The 17,006-nt window shown below is 48.5% G+C and carries 16 protein-coding genes; all 16 read right to left on the reverse strand.

Annotated features, from left to right (window positions below; genetic code table 11):
* Positions 1–356: 356 nt before the first annotated feature.
* The 16 genes from ACR6HW_RS05435 to ACR6HW_RS05510 all read right to left on the reverse strand — a co-directional run bounded on the left by ACR6HW_RS05435 (position 357) and on the right by ACR6HW_RS05510 (position 16,986).
* Positions 357–2,360 (reverse strand): methyl-accepting chemotaxis protein, encoded by a 2,004-nt coding sequence (locus ACR6HW_RS05435; protein WP_455730149.1) that lies wholly within the window; start codon positions 2,358–2,360, stop codon positions 357–359.
* A gap of 339 nt (positions 2,361–2,699) precedes the next feature.
* The gene (locus tag ACR6HW_RS05440) at positions 2,700–3,242 is read right to left on the reverse strand and encodes a DJ-1 family glyoxalase III (protein WP_455730150.1); all 543 of its coding nucleotides are present in this window, start codon (positions 3,240–3,242) and stop codon (positions 2,700–2,702) included.
* Positions 3,243–3,254: 12 nt separating this feature from the next.
* Positions 3,255–4,046 (reverse strand): transglutaminase-like domain-containing protein, encoded by a 792-nt coding sequence (locus ACR6HW_RS05445; protein WP_455730151.1) that lies wholly within the window; start codon positions 4,044–4,046, stop codon positions 3,255–3,257.
* A 36-nt stretch (positions 4,047–4,082) separates the two neighbouring features.
* Entirely contained in the window at positions 4,083–5,150 is a 1,068-nt protein-coding gene (locus ACR6HW_RS05450; RefSeq protein WP_455730152.1) for a type IV pilus twitching motility protein PilT, read from the reverse strand.
* A 1-nt stretch (position 5,151) separates the two neighbouring features.
* Positions 5,152–5,628, reverse strand: coding sequence for a hypothetical protein (locus tag ACR6HW_RS05455; protein ID WP_455730153.1), 477 nt, complete (start codon positions 5,626–5,628; stop codon positions 5,152–5,154).
* A complete protein-coding gene (locus ACR6HW_RS05460) occupies positions 5,621–6,046 on the reverse strand; it encodes a type IV pilus modification PilV family protein (RefSeq protein ID WP_455730154.1) in 426 nt (141 codons plus the stop codon). The genes ACR6HW_RS05455 and ACR6HW_RS05460 overlap by 8 nt, the downstream gene beginning before the upstream one ends.
* Positions 6,047–6,062: 16 nt before the next feature.
* Entirely contained in the window at positions 6,063–6,557 is a 495-nt protein-coding gene (locus ACR6HW_RS05465) for a DUF4860 domain-containing protein (protein ID WP_455730155.1), read from the reverse strand.
* A 2-nt stretch (positions 6,558–6,559) separates the two neighbouring features.
* Positions 6,560–6,856 carry a hypothetical protein gene (locus tag ACR6HW_RS05470; protein ID WP_455730156.1) on the reverse strand — a complete coding sequence of 99 codons (297 nt, stop codon included), beginning with the start codon at positions 6,854–6,856 and terminating at the stop codon, positions 6,560–6,562.
* Between the two features lie 8 nt (positions 6,857–6,864).
* On the reverse strand, positions 6,865–7,917 hold the full coding sequence (locus ACR6HW_RS05475) for a type II secretion system F family protein (protein WP_455730157.1): 1,053 nt from the start codon (positions 7,915–7,917) through the stop codon (positions 6,865–6,867).
* 15 nt (positions 7,918–7,932) lie between these two features.
* Positions 7,933–9,267, reverse strand: a complete 1,335-nt coding sequence (locus ACR6HW_RS05480; protein ID WP_455730158.1) for a replication-associated recombination protein A — start codon at positions 9,265–9,267, stop codon at positions 7,933–7,935.
* A 152-nt stretch (positions 9,268–9,419) separates the two neighbouring features.
* The gene (locus tag ACR6HW_RS05485) at positions 9,420–10,496 is read right to left on the reverse strand and encodes a response regulator (RefSeq protein WP_455730159.1); all 1,077 of its coding nucleotides are present in this window, start codon (positions 10,494–10,496) and stop codon (positions 9,420–9,422) included.
* Positions 10,493–11,659: an HDOD domain-containing protein gene (locus tag ACR6HW_RS05490; protein WP_455730160.1), complete on the reverse strand. Its 1,167-nt coding sequence runs from the start codon at positions 11,657–11,659 to the stop codon at positions 10,493–10,495. Before ACR6HW_RS05490 ends, ACR6HW_RS05485 begins: the two co-directional genes overlap by 4 nt.
* Before the next feature lie 150 nt (positions 11,660–11,809).
* On the reverse strand, positions 11,810–12,877 hold the full coding sequence (gene orr / locus ACR6HW_RS05495) for an ornithine racemase Orr (protein WP_455730161.1): 1,068 nt from the start codon (positions 12,875–12,877) through the stop codon (positions 11,810–11,812).
* On the reverse strand, positions 12,862–14,253 hold the full coding sequence (locus tag ACR6HW_RS05500; RefSeq protein WP_455730162.1) for a GlmL-related ornithine degradation protein: 1,392 nt from the start codon (positions 14,251–14,253) through the stop codon (positions 12,862–12,864). The genes orr and ACR6HW_RS05500 overlap by 16 nt, the downstream gene beginning before the upstream one ends.
* A gap of 133 nt (positions 14,254–14,386) precedes the next feature.
* On the reverse strand, positions 14,387–16,609 hold the full coding sequence (gene oraE / locus ACR6HW_RS05505) for a D-ornithine 4,5-aminomutase subunit OraE (protein ID WP_455730163.1): 2,223 nt from the start codon (positions 16,607–16,609) through the stop codon (positions 14,387–14,389).
* A 2-nt stretch (positions 16,610–16,611) separates the two neighbouring features.
* Positions 16,612–16,986: an ornithine aminomutase subunit alpha gene (locus tag ACR6HW_RS05510; RefSeq protein ID WP_455730164.1), complete on the reverse strand. Its 375-nt coding sequence runs from the start codon at positions 16,984–16,986 to the stop codon at positions 16,612–16,614.
* Positions 16,987–17,006 lie beyond the last annotated feature (20 nt).

Below are 17,006 nucleotides of genomic sequence, written 5' to 3' on the forward strand. Positions count from 1 at the left end.
CTCTATGTACGACTACGCTCTTACAAAATATTTCTATAATGCAATAAATATCGAACTTATGTATTATTTCTTATAATTATTTAAAGTCAGTTTATCACTAATACCATCATAAGTAATAGCTTCTAACATAAACACCACCTTAACTTTTAACACCGGTCGACTCTTTCAAACAAAGTGTCAGAGTATTTCTATTTTAACACTTTTCTCAGAATATTTCGAGAAACTTTTCCATAAAATTCTTTTCAATATCTCTTTAAATCTGCCTTCAAATGAACATGAGATGGAATAAACAAAAAGAAGCATTCCCAACACAAAAGCACCTGTTCAAACTCAGTGAACAGGTGCCGTATCTCCAACTACAATTTAAACTGGGACATGCTCTTTTGCATCTCCATCGCCAAGCGCGACAGCGCTTCGCTGGCCTCGGCGATTTGTGCTACCGACGCCGTCTGCTGCTCGACGCTGGCAGAAGCCTGCTCTGTACCTGCGGCATTTTCTTCAGAAATCGCCGACAAATTTTCAATAACGCCGATAATATGTCCGCGCTTCTCATCCATTACAGTGCTCGAAGTCTTCAGCGCCTCTACGACATTTTGCATAATTTCGATGGCTTCAGAAATGCCTACAAACTGCTTGCGCGTCAGTTCCAGACTTTCAACTTGTGCCTTCGTCAGCGTTCTGGAGTGGCGCATGGTTTCAACCGCGTCATGGGTTTTGCCGCTCAGTGCTGCAATTACAGTACTGATTTCACTGGCAAACGCGTTGGACTGTTCAGCGAGCTTTCGAATCTCTTCCGCGACCACGGCAAAGCCCCTTCCAGCATCACCGGCTCTCGCCGCCTCTATTGCCGCATTGAGAGCAAGCAAGTTGGTTTGGTCGGCAATATTTTGAATCATTTCGCTGGCGGTATAAATCTTCTCCGCATTGGCGTTGGTCTCTTGGATAATCGCATCTACCGCCAACGACGCTTCATTGTTTTCATGTGTTTTGGACTCTAGGGTCTCAAGTGCTGTAAAGCCTTCTATTTTCAGTGCATCCACACGGGTTGCCGAGGCTTCTAACTGTACCACCAGTGCTTTGTCCTCTTCAATCAAAGTGCCGAGGGCATCGATTTGCTGTGCCCCTTCTGTGGTCTCTTGCGCCTGGTCGGTCGCCCCGTTTGCAATTTCTTCAATCGTCTTAGCCACTTCATTGGCAGACGCCGCAGACTGCTCACTGGTGGCTGTCAATTGCTCAGAAGAGGCCGCCACACTTTCAGAATCCTCTAAAATCGTTTTTACCAACACGCTTAAATTCTCTCTCATGGCGTGTACTGAGCGGGCGATAACCCCCACTTCATCGGCACGCGCCAAATAGCGGTCGTCTTCTCTCTGCGTATCTACCGACAAGTCGTAGTCGGCCACCTTCATAATCGATTGGGACAGCGCTTTTATCGGCGCGCTGACAGATCGTCCGAGTAAAAAGGCCCACACGATGCCCACTGCTAAAAACAATACCGTGAGCACCACCAAGAAGTTGCGCATGTCTCCCACACTGCTCAAAACTTCATCTCTGTCGGCAACAGTGATAAGTACCCAATCGGTTCCTGGAATTTCGGCGTAAGCACTGTACAGCGCTTTGCCGTCAAATGTATAGTCGCCGACGCCATGACCGTTTGCAATAGCCGTTTCCACCATTGTGCTCAGCGATTCAAACCGAACATCCTCTCCCCCGGCAGTTAAAACATTAAACTGCTCCATGACGTAATCCCGATTGGGATGGGCGACGGTTGTGCCCTTTTTATTGACGACGTAGGCGTAGCCGTTTTCGCCGTAACCGAGCGATTTGATAACATCGTTTAGGGCGTTGCCATCTCGACGTGCAATAAGTGCCCCTACCACTTCGCCGTCTCTTTCAATTGGCGATGCGTACATGAGGACAGCATCGTTGATAACGCGACTGATGAGGACGTCTGAGACATTGGGTTCACCTGCAAGTGCTTTCTGAACGTAGCCCCTGTCGCCGAGGGAAGCCACATCATCGCTCAAGACATAGCGACTCTCTCCCGTCTTTGAAACCACTGCCATGTCCAAGTACCCCAATCTCTCGACACTTTCCTTTAGAGCGGCGCGCTGTTGACCGAACACCATGCCGTTGACCCTACTGTCGCGTGCCACTTCGTACAACACATCTTTGTTTGCCGCCAGGCGAATGTCGACTTCTCTGGCGCCCTGTTCCGTCATCGTTTGAAGGGCACTTTCCGCCTCCATTCGCACGGTACGCGACGCATAAAGCGTGCTCACAGTACCGAGCCCTATGGCGACAAACAGTATCGCCAGTGTGACGTAAACCGTCATTTTAAGTGATAGGCTTTTCTTCATCGATAGATACTCCTTTTAAACGTTATTTTCTCTTATGTTTAAAAAACCGTTGTATTTCTACCCATTTTCGTAGGCATTACACCTTTTTCCATTGTAAATCCTCTAAATCTCTCCCCAACAACAGACCACACTGTATCATACCGCTTTTAAAAAGAAAAAACTATAGCAAAGGGAAACAATTGGAAATGGATTTATTGTTAATAATAGCCATTTATTCGTTGGATTCCTCTAACTTCTAGGACTTTGGTCCTTACAACCGGCCGTAAATGACGGCGCCTGCACACACAACAAAAAAACGCCCAAAGTCTTCTTTGAACGTTTTAATCGCTGTCTAGTGCGCTATGGCATCAAAAGCCCTTTGCGCACAGTATCGGCGCATGCAGCGCCCTTTAGCAAACTCACCAACTGAAGCGCAAACTCAATGGCACATCCCGGCGATCGACCGGTTACCACTGTTCCATCTACCACAACGGGACCGCCGACGTAAGTACCGTCTTCAATTTCCTTTTCAAAACCGTCGTAACACGTATAGCGTCTCCCTTTTAAGGCACCGATTTTCCCTAAAACCGTCGGTGCGGCACAAATAGCCGCCAGCCATTTCTCCTCGGACGCATGTGTCGTCAATGCCTTGTGCAACATTTCGGATTCGGCAAGATGGCGCGTTCCCGGCATGCCACCCGGTAGCACCAACATTTGAAAACCATCAAAAGTGCTCGTCTGATCGATAACCGTGTCCGCTACAACAGAGACCCCGTGGGCACCGACAATCTCTTTGCCGCCGACGCCAACTGTGCACACCTCAATGGTGCCGCGTCTTAAAATATCCACAATAGTCAAGGCTTCAATTTCTTCAAAGCCCTGCGCTAAGAAAACCGCTACCATAAACGCCCTCCTCTAATAGTCGTTGACCTTCGTGTAGTCTTTAGAGCTCTTCACCATTGTCGGTTTCGTCTTCGACCCTTTAAGCGTCGCATCGACAGTCGTATCGACGATGTACCATTCGCCGTCGATAAAGACTTCGTTCCAAGCATGGTACCCTTCGGTAAACTTAGAATAGCCTTTTACGAGCCTAGTTGGAACCCCTTGAGACCTCTGAATACTGGCCACAAGTGCGCTGTAGTCGTAGCAAATCCCCGTCAGCGTCTTGTACGTGGAAAGGATATTCGGCACGTACTCCGTCGTGAGGTTTTCAATCTTGCCGTAATCGTACTCGACGTTATCGACCACGTAACCGTAGAGCTTTTTGAGTTGCTCGTCACGGCTTTTAATACCGCCGATTAGCTTGGCGCCGTATTGAATCGGCGCATCTGTTTTTTGCCACTCGACATTTTGAACGCTGTTGAGGTACACGACGTTTGGGTCGCTCAGAGAAAGGGTTACTTTCTTCTGCTCCACATAGACGTACCGCTTTTCCCCAACATTTTTCAGGAGCCCCACGGTATACGTACCGTTGCCCATTTGGAGCGGAAAAGCATCTGTTCTGCCGTCTGCAAAAAACGGATAGACGATTTTCTTATCACCTTTCACGACGAGGACGCGGTAAGCGACGTCATCGGTTGCTTTATAAGTTACTTTAACGATGCCTTTGTCCAGTGCGCTGTCGTCAATGATGTCGGCACTTGAAATGCCCAATGCCATGAAGGCCATTACCGTCAGAACAAAGATAAAAGAAAATTTCTTCATCATGTTCATCACCTTCTTTCTTACATATGCTAAAAAAGTTTACTTTTTAAAACTATCTAGGTACCTGTTCATTATATCATGGTTCATACAATGGAGTAAAGCTTCCTCACGGGAAATGTAACCTTTTTGAAACAATTGTGCCAAGCTGTAGTCCATGCTCACCATGCCGTCTTTTTGCGACGAGTGAATGGTGGCCTCAATTTGAGGAATCTTACCGTCGCGAATCATATTTCGAATGGCGTGGTTGACATTCATAATTTCAAACGCCGGTACGCGGCCAAGTGTGTCCGACGGAATCAACTGTTGCGTAATGACACTTTGCAGTACAGTGGATAGCTGTAGGCGTACTTGCTGTTGCTGGTTAGGTGGAAAGACATCGATGATTCGGTCGATGGTCTTTGCCGCCCCAACTGTATGGAGGGTTGAAAACACGAGATGACCGGTTTCCGCCGCCGTAAGTGCAATGGCCATGGTCTCGTAATCCCGCATCTCACCGATGAGAATCACATCCGGTGCCTGTCGGAGTGCCGATCTAAGTCCATCTTGGTAACTGCGCGTATCGACCCCCACTTCCCGTTGGTCGACGATGCTCTTATTGTGGCGATGAACGTATTCAATCGGGTCTTCCAACGTCAAAATATGGCAGGCCCGCTCTTTGTTGATTAGGTCGATTAAACACGAAAGCGTCGTGGACTTACCGCTGCCTGTAGGGCCGGTAATCAACACGAGACCTTTGGTGTGCTTGCGGACATCGAGCACTTGGGCTGGTATCCTGAGCTTTTCCACATCTAACTTATCGAACTTCAAAACGCGTATTGCCGCCGCATGAGAGCCCCTCTGTGTATAAGCGTCTACTCTAAAGCGTCCGATACCGCTGATGGAAAAAGAAAAATCTTTTTCGCCGTTTTCCAAAAACAACGCATAATGTTGGTCTTTTATAAACAGGGACTTGACGAGCTTCTCCGTATCCGGCGGCATCAGCTTGTCATAATCCATGGGAACGAGTTGACCGTGTATTTTAAGTGTCGGCGGTACGCCTACTGTTATAAAAAGGTCGGATGCTTCTCTTTCAACTGCGATTTTGAGTAATGTTTCAATTTGAATCACCCTAGTTTCCTCCTACATCATCAAATTCTATTTCATCTTCATAGTCAAACGACGGGCTGAGTTCACGCCAAGCGTCCTTTTGTATGTCATAGGTTTGCTCTGAGACTTTCAAGCTGAATTCTGTATAAAACTGTCTGCCAGAAGCGACGTCTGTCGTCGCAAAGGCGATGGTATAAAGAGCGTCTTCAGCGTCATGAGTCAGCGACAAGCTTTCAAACCCCAGCTCACCAAGAACGGCTTCAAGTGTCGCCGCATCACGGGCTTCACTGTCATTCCACTGGTCTATTGCCGCCGAGGCTGCTGCGTAATTGTCGGCGGCCTGAGCTTCGAGGGTGTAATACCCCTGTACCCAATCGGCATTTTTTCGCGCCAGTTTGAAATTGGAATGTGCCGTCATCAACGCCAAAACTGCCAGTGACACTAGGAACAACATAATCATAATCACCAAAACAGAAGCGCTCCCCTTTTGTCTACTCATAGGTCTTGGATTCCAACACATAAGCGTCTCGCTCCTCTCTTTCAGCTGTCGATTGCACGGCCACCTTGTAGGCGGTACCGTCCCCAGCCACCGATTCAATTGTAACGGCGGCTATATAATAAGCATCGGATTTTTGAGCCGTCGTCTTGAGCATTTGATCGTACATCAGTTGCAGTTCATTTCCCGCTACTGTACCGCGCCCAAGCGCCTCGTCGGCCATTAAATTCTCTATGTCACCTGCGGCACGTGCACGCTGAAGCAACTGTTCCGCCAACACGACGCTTTCGTCGAGTGCCTCTGCGCGATCGTTAAGCGTCGAAGCGAGCAAAAACATTTTGACGACAAAGATACTTAAGATAGACAGGACCGCAACAGACAGTATGATTTCTATTAATGAAAAACCCTTTTTCCTTTTCATAGTTCAACCTTTCGTATCATTCCGTCATCAACTGATAGTAAAACGTGCGCGAAGGCAATGCCCCCTTTTGCAAGTGAAACGTCAACGCCCCTTCTGAAAAAGCCACATCAAAGGCGTCTAGCGCCGCTATCACAAAGCTCAAATCGTCATCCAGATTTCCGTTAACAGGTATCGTCGCTTCTCTCAGCGCACCGTCTTTGAGGTAAATCCAAGTTTCATAAGTTTCACCGAGCAACACTTCCTCCAGCACCAACGCGCTGGCGTCTAAATCTTTGCGGTCTACTACGCGAATGCGACCGCGCACGTCGTTCTGCTTGATTTTTGTGCCGAGGTAGGCACCGGCTATGCGGACTTCTGAACTGTCATCACCCGCTTCTACAATGCCCTCGTAACCACTGGATGCCGCACCTGCCAGTACGAATACCGACGAGGCAAATAAGACGAGCAACAGCATGACCAAAAGCCATTCCACACTACTTTTACCGGCTTCTTCTTCAATTAATCGCTTCATCGTCACCATCTCCTATAAACCGCTATGTTGGGCAGTATATTTGACGCAATCACTTCGTAATGGTAAAAGTACGCGTCCTCGTTGACAATCAATCCGTAGTGTTCCTGTAAATAAGCGATGTCCGGTGGGTAGCGCCCTTCCAGTGCGTAACACTGAATCGCCGAGCGCTTGACACTTTCTTCAATCGCCGCAATGTTTTCCCGTACGACGCCGTCCTCCATGGCGTGACTGCCCAAAAACGCTTGGTAGAAGAACAAGCACACAATGAGGAGCGCCAATCCCATAAAGACTTTTTTCATAACGCCCCCTAACCGATTGCAGACATAATATCAATCAACGGCAACATGACGAGGAGCAAGATAATCCCCACGATAAACGATAGGACAAAGACGAGAATCGGTTCAACAGACACGGTCATCTTTTGAATCGAACGGTCCATTTCTCGGTTGTAAATAGCCGCAGTCTTGTCCAGCGTGTCTTCTAGGGTTCCCGCTTTAACCCCCACCTGAACCATTTTCAAAAAGAGAGGATTAAACAGTTCCGTTGCAGCGAGTGCTTCACCAATAGACGCGCCCTCTGCCACTGCTTTTTTCGAGGCGTTCAGTCGCTCTACGACGATGTGATTGTCCATCAGTGGAATGACCATTTCCAAAGCGCCGTACGCATCCATACCGCTTTTGACAAGCATGCTGTACGCCTTTGAAAATTTCACTGCAACCGATTTTTTATACAGGCTTCGAACGCCCCACATACTCACAGCACATTTGTCTCGAAACCCTTTTGCAAACGGCGCTTTAACCAATGTAACTAATGCGACAATCACCAAAAGGATAACGGCGAACACGACACCGAGGTTGTCTTTAAGTGCTGTACTCGCACCCAATATCACCCGTGTTGCCTTCGGCATCTCGCCGCCAATGGCCTGTAGCACTTCGTTGAATATCGGCAGTATTTTAAGGACGAGCAGTAAAACCACCCCTGTCATCAATGCGATTAAAACCACAGGGTAGGTCAAAGCGGATTTGAATTTGCGCTTCGTATCGTCAATTTGCTCGTAGTATTCCGAAAGGCCTTCGAAGACTTCGGCCAATCGTCCTGTCTGTTCACTAATGGCAATCATTTCGAGCATGTAGACCGGAAAAACCTTTTCTCTTTCAAACGCCTCACTTAATGGCATCCCACTTTGAGCGGCCTTGGCAATGGCCTGCGTATGTTGCTTGAGTTCGGCGTCAAGCGCCTCATCTGAAAGGAGATGTAACGCTTCGACATAGGGAATACCGGACTTTAACACAACGGAAAATTGGTAACAAAAGAGCGCCAAATCCGATTCCTTCATCTTCTTAACAGCCTGATCCTTCATCGATATACCACCTTTTTATTTGTTTTCTTGAGTTTTAAGCCCGTCTAAATAGGCTTTCAAATCTTTTTCCCGTCCAATGGCCTTCGGCTTGTAAAAGCGCTTCGACTGAATATCCTCCGGCAAGTATTGTTGCGCCACATACCCGTTTTCATAATTGTGCGGATAGAGGTACTGGTGCTGACCGCCACCGGTGTACTGGCGCTCGAGCTTCAGAGAGGTCCCATCTTTCAAGTAATATGGCATCGGCCCCACTGTTTCAGTTTCTAGGAGGTGCATAACGGCATTTATGCCTTCGTAAGACGCGTTGGACTTCGGTGCCGAAGCGATGTAGGTCACCGCCTGTGCCAATAGGATACGGCCTTCCGGCATGCCGATAAAATCCACCGCTTGCGCGGCGTTGTTGGCGACAACCAAAGCCATCGGGTCTGCATTGCCGACGTCCTCGCTGGCGCAAATGACAATGCGTCTGGCAATAAATCGTGGGTCTTCCCCTGCATAAATCATTTTACCGAGGTAGAACAGCGCTGCATCGGGGTCAGACCCCCGCATACTTTTAATAAATGCCGAAACAATGTCGTAATGGTAATCGCCGTCCTTATCGTATAAGGCGGTGTTCATTTGCATACACTGCTGTATTTTAGCCACGGTAATCTCCAGATGTGTTTCCAGATTATCCTCTGACAGCACCGCGGTTTCCATCAAGTTGAGCGCCCTTCTGGCATCGCCGTTTGAAGAGCGCGCAATGTAGCCCAGCGTCTCGTCGTCCACAGCAATATCATAAGTGCCGAGACCCTTTTCAGCATTTGAAAGGGCGTTTTTCAATATGCCGACGATGTCCTCTTCCGAAAGCGCCTCTAGCCGCAACACCGTCGAACGCGAGAGCAATGCGCTGTTGACTTCAAAATACGGATTTTCCGTCGTCGCTCCAATGAGTATGACCGTTCCGTTTTCCACATAGGGCAACAACGCATCTTGCTGACTTTTATTAAAGCGGTGAATCTCGTCGATAAACAGTACGGTTTTTTTCTGATACAAATTGCGACTCTCTTTAGCCATCGCCACAGTCTCCCGAATGTCTTTCACACCAGAGGAAACGGCGTTGAGCGTTACAAACTCAGCTTCCGTCTGATGAGCGATAATCTTTGCAAGGGACGTTTTACCACTGCCGGGCGGTCCGTGTAAAATCAGCGAGCTCAATCGATCGGTCTTAATCATTTTGTACAGTATCTTGTCTTTGCCGACGACGCGCTTCTGACCGTAAAAAGCTTCTAAGGTCTCCGGTTTCATGCGTTCGGCAAGTGGTGCTTGGCTCTCTAGTTGCTTTTGAGCCAACAGTTCAAACATATCCATGACAATGCCTCTTTCCTGTGTTTGTTATAACCTTTATTTTATCATGTTTCTTACTGCGGTAAAACACAGTATTGTTGACGTTTAGCAAAAATCCGGGAAAAGTTTTCAAAGACATTATCTGAGCAAGAACTTAACGAAATGGAAAAGGCGCTTTAAATAACAGATTTTTCTGCTTTCACAGGCATAACCACTTCTGTCACCGCTTGTTCCCCTAAAGCGTCAAAGGTGAGCTTGCCCCCCATAACCTTTAATGCCTGCTGTAAAAACTTGCCTTTGCTCTCACGCATTTCGACCATACGATCGGTATTTCTCGAGGTGACCACCATCTTAATTTGTGGAAATATTTCATTTTCTACAACGGCGATCTCCACACTTTCAAGGTGATCCACATTCTCGGTAACTGTTTGAATCAAATCGGAAAAAACCGCTGACAAGAGTTTGAAATTGTCTCTAAAATCAACTGGGGAGTTGTGGGCTTTTATGGTGATTTGAGAGGTGTCCAACGATAGTTTTTTCAGTACAGAGAGAATTTCAACTTCCAGCTGTGCCACATTGAACACTTTGACGCCGAATTTGCTCATATCAAAAATACGATTCATAAAGTACATCCGCTCTTTCATTTGAGCAAAGATATGCCTTAAGTTAGTTTCGTAGGTATCGTCCGGCTTAAGTTTTCGAATCTCTTGCATAGATAAAATGTGATGGTAGTTTACCGTGTGTGAAAATTCTTCAAACAAATGTGAAAGAAAGTCCGCTTTTTCATAACTCTCAATGAGCATTTTGTTAAACAACTTGGTCTTCTGCTCTTGGGACTTGATTTGGTTCCCCACTTCCTTGCGTTCTACGTAGATGTCTATGGCTTCTTTTATGTAGACTTTCAGCTCTTGTTCGAGGTCCCAGGGCTTTGTGAGAAATTTAAAGATATCGACTTTGTTCACTGTCGCCAGAATTTGAGGCAGCTGCGTATACCCAGTGAGCACAATCTTAAGGGCATCCGGACTCAGGGCGTGAATACGTTCCAGAAGCTGCAGGCCGTTCATTCCCGGCATGCGCATATCGGTGACGACGACGGCGATGTCCGTCTCTGTTTCAAACATTTTTATCGCTTGGTCGCCTGTGTTCGCGTAAAGTTTTTCGTAGGGCTCCTTTCTCAAGTCTCTGTTGAGCGCCTTAAGAATCTCCAGTTCGTCATCGACAATGAGTACTTTGTAATTTTCGTAGGCTATCATGTGGTCTCCTCCTGATATTTCTTTTTGAGTTCGGCTAAATCAGTTTCTTTGTATCCGAGTACCTCCATGGCGTAAAGGTAGTTTGAGTTGATGCTCCGTTCATCGTTTTCTTCTATTTGAGACGCTAGGCACATTAAAGCTACCAGCTCTTTGTTGGCGATGTGAAGATCTTCAGGTGTATGATGAAAAAGTGTCGCTTCGATAATGTCGTAGGGAAAAGCCCACCAATTGAGAAAATACCCCCCCACCAAACTGTGATCGATGCCATACAGTGCCACTTCAGTTTCCAAGAGTTTATCGTCTCTGATTTCAGGCTTGATAACATTGTCGTAATAGCTGGAACCGAAAATTTGAAGCATGATAATCTTTCCGATGTCATGCATCAGTCCCGCCGTGGAAATGATCCCCGGCACTTTTTTGCGGTAGTAACGTTCGTACAAGTCGTGGAATATCTTATTGGTACGCATGCTGTGCGTCCAAATGCACGCACTGTCTTCATAGAGTTTTGACGACATATTGGACACTTCATAAGACAGGACAATTTGCTTGAGGTTGTTCAGGCCGATAAACATAATGGCCTGTTGTAAGTCCCCAGTTTTCGCGGCATAGAAAGCCGAGTTGGCAATGCGCAGAATATTAGAAGCGATGGCAGGGTCTTTATTGACCAGTTCAGAAATGGCCTCGACGCTTCGATCGCGGGAAATGGCGAGGTTAATTTCGTTAAAGAGCTTGGGGATGGTCTTAACCCCTTCAAACTTCTGTGCGTACTGAAACAAGTGCGCGCTCTTTAGCGTGTCCTCTAAGGCAAACATCTTTCGAATGCTGTCTACAAACTGTTCGTTGTGCCACGGTTTGTGGAAATACTGCTTTGCTAGGTTCTTACTGACAGCTTCTGTAATGCTGCTGGTAGATGCGTAGCCGCTAAGGGCGACGCGTATCGTCTCGGGAGAAGCCTCTTTAAAGAGCTTTAGTGTTTGTATGCCGTCAAAATGCGGCATTTTTATATCGCTGACAATCATGTCCAGTTCGTCCAGCGACGCAAAAATTTCCACGGCTTCGCGAATGGTCTGAGCGTAATAACATTCAAATTCCAAGTTCCTAAACAGGCGTCTCAACGCTTTCAATATATTCTTTTCGTCGTCTATAAACAGTATTTTTTTCATAGATTCGCCCTCCCATACTTTAAAACATTCATACCCGTTAACCATGGAAAATCACAAAAACAACATTTAACACGCCCTCGGCGCGTCAAATGTTGTTTAAGTAAACGCCGACTGTCCTTTTGAACAATCGGCGCATTTATAAGTCGTGGTCTACAAAAGGCTTTCAAGCACTTTGTCGACGTATTTAGAGGTAAAGAGTTTTAACATGGCGCTGTAATCCATTTTAAAGGCGAGAATATCTCCAACGGCGTAGGCGCTGTCTGAGCGCGTGACATCTAAGAGCATGTGATCGCTTGAAGCGCCTAGGATATCTATTTTCTCATCCAGCGGCTGTAAGCCGTCGACGACCACGTCCTGTTGACCGATGGCCACTATGGCTCTGAGGATTTTTCCTCTGTCTTCAAAATGTGGCGTTTCTCCAAAGGCGTTCATGCCGATTTTCCCCTTGGGTACGGAACCTTTTTCTTTGAGCTCTACAATTTCCGCCTCGAGTATAAAGGCGTCGTCGTAAGTGCCGTCCAGCGTCGCGCCGTAAGCGGTCTCTCTGCCGAGTACAAGCGTTTCACCGACGCGCAATTGATTGATCTTTGAAGGCATTTTGCCGTTTTCAAGCAGGTACAAACTGCTGGAATTGCCTCCGGAGATGTATTCGAGCGGTCTCCCGATAAGGGCTTCGACGTCTGTGGCAATCCGTCCCAGTTCGCCGAGGTTGTCTTCGTCGGGGATGACGCCGCCATAGCAGGTTAAGTTGACGCCAATACCGCAAAGTGTTACGGCTTCAAGCGCCTCTATCGCCCTAACAGTCGTCTCAACTTGTTCTGGCAACACCCCTTCTCTTAAATCGCCGAGGTCGACCATCAATACAACTTTGTGACGAACGCCGAGGTCCTTCGCCGCTACATCCAGTGCGCGGAGTGTTGCGAGTTCCGACTGCAAGCTGATTTCTGCGTGGCGCACCACTTCTTTGACCTCGCTGATCATGGGGATTCTTAAAAGCAACCGCGTGACGCCCAAGTGCCCGAGGGTCTTTAGATTTTCGATACGCGAATCCGCAAGCCCCTTTACACCGCCCTTTAAAAGCACCTGCGCGATTTGCGAATGTGCGCAAAATACTTTGGTGACGGCAAACACGTCGATGCCGTATGGCTTGGCCATTCCCACAACTTTTTCTGTGTTGGTTTTTAATTTTTCACTTGAGATAATTACTCTTGGGTACATGTGTCCTCCAATCTCAACGATTTTTTCATCAATTTTACGGCGGCGGCTTCGTGCTCCATTGATAGAACGCCTAACGACGCCATGATGTAGTCGTTGTCTATGAGGACAGGGGTTTGAAGATTCGGCAACAATTTGTCCCCCAGCACATTGTATGTGACTTCTTTTAGCAGCTGGACCCTGTTGGGCAGTCGCGTACACGCGCCGCCTGTCCCGACGATGTACTGAACGCCGGTTAAGTCTTTGCCTTCTGCAAAGGTCTTCTTGCCACCGCCGCCGTAAAGCGAACGGTACCCCCCTGCGTGTCGATGCGCAGAGAGTCTGATGGCGGTCTTGGTCAGCGCCTCGACAAAGGCTATCTGCGCCGCCGACTTCGGTATGGGCACATGAGCTTCTATGAGCGCTTCCAGTTCTCCGGCATCTACTTTTAGGGTTTCTGCCAACGTCTCCCTGCCAATGAGGTCGACGATGTTGCGCATGTTGACATAGACCCCTAAGTCCCCTTCTACGGTGCGCTTTGCCACCGGCTCGGGGCTGATAAGCACTCGGGACACTTCTTCGCTGCCGTCTGTTACCGAGTGAATGTCTGTTGTGGCACCGCCTACGTCGACTGTAACGAGGTCGCCGATTTCATTTCTCAGTTTTTTAGAGGCTTCCATAACGGCGCCTGGGGTCGGTACAATCGTGCCCGACACCAGATCCCGTATGTGCTCCATCCCCGGTGCGTGGACGATGTGGGCTTCAAATATGTCCTGTATTACGTGACGCGCCGGCTCTACATTGAGCAAGTCGATTTTCGGGTAGACATTGTCGACGATAAAGAGTTGGTCTCCTTTGCCCGCTTCTTCAAAGATGTAGCGCATGTCGTCGTGGTTCTCTACATTGCCTGCGTACAAGATGGGCACGTCTATCGGCAACTTGGCGATTTTCTCGGCGTTTTCTATAGCGGTATCCCGCTCGCCGTAGTCGACCCCACCAGCTATCATAATGATGTTTGGCGAGATCGCCTCTATCTTTCTCAGATCAGAGGGTCTGAGTTTTCCCGCTGTCACCAGATGGATATTGGCACCTGCGCCCAATGCGGCTTCTTTTGCCGCCTTTGCGGTCATGTCGTAGACGAGGCCGTGGACGGTCATCTTGAGACCCCCTGCCGCACTGCTCGTCGCCAACAGCTTATCGTAAGTGAGGGCCTCGATTTGAAGCGCCTCTTTCAGGGCGTCTATCGCGCCGTTTAAGCCAATGCGCACATCGCCTTCAACAACCGATGTCGGCGCTTGACCTTGACCGATAAATTCGGGATTTTCCGTGTCTATGCCTTTAAAAGCGTTGACCACTGTTGTGGTGCTGCCAATTTCAGCAACCAATACATCTACTTTCACAGCATCACCTCCTCGTATCGTTTTACTGTGTGTTCTGCTCTCACCGAATGGCGAGAACGCATCTTTTTCCGAAAGGGTTACAAAATGGCTGCAAAGTTAATTTTGCAGCCATTTGGAATTGTACTATGCAATTTTATTGTGCTGCGTCTCTGAGCTCTCGTCTCTTATTGACGAGGAATGTCGCCACGTTGACGCCTCTGTCGTACCGGCCGAAACCTTCGTCCATGCCGTGTTCACGTGCGATATCAGGGGTTACCTGCGTACCGCCGGCACAAATGATAAAGCGGTCGCGCACGCCTTTTTCCACGGCGTACTCGTGAATGCGCTTCATGTTTTTGTAGTGAATGTCGTCGTGTGAAATAATCGTCGACGCCAAAATGACATCGGCGTTGAGTTCTATCGCCGCGTCAACGAGTTTCTCAACCGGTACAGAAGTACCGAGGTACTCCACGTCGCAGCCGTATTTCTCGATGCCGCCGTGTTTGATGTCGATGACTTCTCTTAAGCCGACGGAGTGCTCGTCTTCGCCGACAGTTCCGGCGACAATGCGCACCGGATGTGCGTCGAACTCTTCGCGAATTTCGTCGTCGCTGAGCACTTCCGGCTCAGGCGGCACCACGATGGTTCGCATGTCGAGGTCGATGTCGAGAACACCTTTGAGCTGAACGCGCGTGCCTTCAGCAGGGTGCATCGGCTCGATGTGTACCACTTCCACTTCTTTGAGGTTCATCTTCTTAGCAAATTCAATTGCTGCAAACTGCGCCGGTCTCAGACCGATTGGCAAGAGAATTTCCACTTGAACCACACCGTCACCAAGCCACTGAACTTCTGGCTTGACAAAAGGCGATTCGCCGTGCGCGCCTCTGTACTTTTCAGTTTCAGCCATACGCTGATTGACGTTGTCGTTTTCGTCGAGTTCGTCGATAAAGACAATTTTCTCAGGTTTTTCAAACGTACAGCCGTCGATGAGCGCCGCTGGGTTTGCCACTGCTGCCGCGTCGTATTGCGCGACGTTGTTGTAGCCGAAGTGCGCCGTTACCGGTGCGAAATAATCTTCTGCGCGTTCGTACACCGTGCCTGCGCCGACGCCACCGTCGATTTTTCTGCCGATGCCGTCGCCGTTGCGCTCAGGGTAGATGCCCGAGTCGACGAAGAAACCGTGCTCAACAGCGTTGAAGTAGCCACCCTCTTTGATAATTTCTTCTAAATAGAGAATCGCGCGTTCTTTGAGTTCTCTCGACTTATCTCTCAGATACCCTTCATCTTTGAGTTCAATCATGTCCATTAAGCCGTCAAATCCTGCAAGGGTTTGCTTCGCTGTGGAACACGCCTCGATGTTGAACATATGCCACGGCACGTTACGTCCTTCATCCGGTGTAATTGTGGACTGAATGTCGGCAGAGGTCAATCTGGAGATCAGCATGTTCATAACATGTGTTACAGTCGCCTCTCTCGATGAAGAGGTGATGTACTTGGTATTCATCTGTGCGCGCATTTTGTACTCTGAGAAAAATTCTCTAAGTGCCACTGCATACGGCAAGTCGAGCTTCATACACGGTGCCGGTGACGATGTCGGCGGTACTGTGGAAAGGGCGATGTTCGCCTTCGGCATACCCACTTTATGAGAGTAGAGGGCGTTGATGCCGTGTTGTACCATGAGTTCAGGCATAACCTTCCAAGCTTCTCTCGCAGTGGCGTTGGCGTTGTGCGCGCCGTCGATTTGTACCATTTCGGCCCACGACATGACTTTTTTAGACTCCGCTGCATCGACAAACGAACGCACCATGTTGATGTTTCTGTAGAGGACGTTGTACTGCGGGTCTTGATGCGCGCCGTTTACACCTTCTTCTGCGAGCATAACGGCGACATCCGGTCCTGCCACACCGGAGACGTAAGAGTGGTAGTTAATCGGTCTGCCCACTTCGTCTTCAATGAGATCGAGGGCTTTTCTGTGCGCGCGAACTTGCTTTCTTGAAATCGGCACGCCGCCGATGCCCTGAGGTGTGCCCTCGATTAAGCCGTCGAAGTGCGATTGGCCCGCTGTACGGATAACCATGATGTGGTCTGCGCCATGCCATGCCGCCATACGCATTCTTCTAATATCGTCTTCAAAGCGCCCTGAGGCGATTTCTGTCGTAATGGTGTTGTTCGGTTGTGGGTCTATGCCGCCGAAGTACTGTGCTGCGGGAATGCCCATAGAACATTTGAGCGGTGTAGACATATCCGAGTACTCAAACGGTCCGTACACTTGCTTGTCGCTTTTTTCGCGCCATACCCAGCCTCTGCGCTTCGGGCGGTAGTTTTCAAGACCGCTGAGGATCTCTTTGACATCGAGTTTTTTATTGATATCCAACATGATTAAGCCCTCCCTTTAAAAATGGCAACGGCATCATCCCAGTGTTTGCCTTCGATTAATTCCAGTCCTGCTGTGCGAATGTCCAGTTGTTTTGCCTTCGCAATTCTGTACACCACGTGGCCGACGCCGTGACCGATTAAGCCTCTGTCGACAGCACCTTCCACAAGGGGTTTCGCTTCAAGGCTTGAAAAGCCCATGCGCAGCAACACCGATCTTTCAACAGCCGGCGATGTGTTCTTTTGCGCCAAGTCCAAAAGGGGGTCTACGATTTCTTCTATTAAACCCCAAAACTTGTCTTTGAGCTGCTCATCTGTTAACTCTTTCAGATGGGCGCGTCTCATTTCAAAATCATCTTCTCTCTTTATAAAGCCTTTCATTTGATCCTCCTTACCCTCAT

It is taken from the genome of Fusibacter sp. JL298sf-3 (assembly GCF_053842995.1).